Source organism: Parabacteroides sp. AF17-28 (genome assembly GCF_003479205.1).
GTDB lineage: Bacteria > Bacteroidota > Bacteroidia > Bacteroidales > Tannerellaceae > Parabacteroides > Parabacteroides acidifaciens.
In genome coordinates this window covers 1-1,056 of the sequence record NZ_QUGV01000030.1, presented here as the reverse complement: position 1 = coordinate 1,056, position 1,056 = coordinate 1, and the positions used below count along the sequence as shown (strand labels likewise).

The 1,056-nt window shown below is 40.6% G+C and carries 1 protein-coding gene; it reads left to right on the top strand.

The features are described from left to right. Positions 1-760: 760 nt before the first annotated feature. A partial coding sequence (locus DWW90_RS17580) for a PD-(D/E)XK nuclease family transposase (RefSeq protein WP_199662212.1) occupies positions 761-1,056 on the top strand: 296 nt, incomplete at its 3' end.

Sequence of the window (1,056 nt, the reverse complement as noted above, 5' to 3'; positions counted from 1 at the left end):
TCTGAAGTCCACAGAGGAAGAGGCTTTGCCTCTAAGCTCTAAAACCGTTCATTGAAACGAAACGGCAAAAGAGAGCCTGCGGCAGGTGGGCTTATTGTATAAAACGTATTTTTCAGGGTAAAAAAACATCCGAAACAAAACAAATGTTAAGCCACTTTTCAGCTGTCAAAAAGGAGCTTTTTCCTATGATCCGGCACCTTATCGCCATGAAGAGGGACTTTATCGCTCTGATCCGGCACTTTGTTGCTCTGAAGTCGGACTTCATATAGCACAAAGTCAACCTTCAGAGTGATGAAGCGTTACTTCACGGCAATTTTCTGCGCACCTCACGGCAACAAGCCTCCAAAATTTCCTTGGGATATTTGGAACGCAGCCCGTCTTCGTTCGCGAATATTCGATTCTCCGGGAGTTAAGGTTTATCACTTTGCCAGTGTTTCCGGTTTTCGGTAATCAAATTGCACACTTTTCGGAATGGGCTCGGCACCTCATTTTATCTGTTGTCAGCCGAGCAGGTCAAAACAGTGAAAAGAGTCAATCCAAAATGGATCAAGATTTCGGACGAAATAGAAAGACAACCGAAACAGGGGGTTATTGTAAATTCATCATTTATGGTTTAAAACTTCTTAGATTTGAAGCAAATTAGGCATTCTATGCCCATGGAAACACTAATAAAAATAAATCCATTTTTATTCACTCTATATGCAATATTTGTCTACCTTTGCCAAAGAAGTGTTAATAGTAACAACTAAAACAATTAATTATGAACAAATTTATCAATCCCTTTTCGGATTACGGCTGGAAGAAAATTTTCGGCAGTGAAGTAAGCAAAGATCTTATTATCAGCTTTTTAAATGAAGTTATCCAACAGGAAGTGATTGTCGACATCACATTCCGGAATGTTGAGATGCTCGGTTTGAAGCAGGATCAGCGACGTGCCGTTTTCGATATTTTCTGTGAAAACGAAAAAGGGGAAGTCTTCATTTGCGAGATGCAGAAAAGCCGGCAGAAGTATTTCTCCGACAGGGTGTTGTATTATGCTTCGTTCGCCATTCAGCA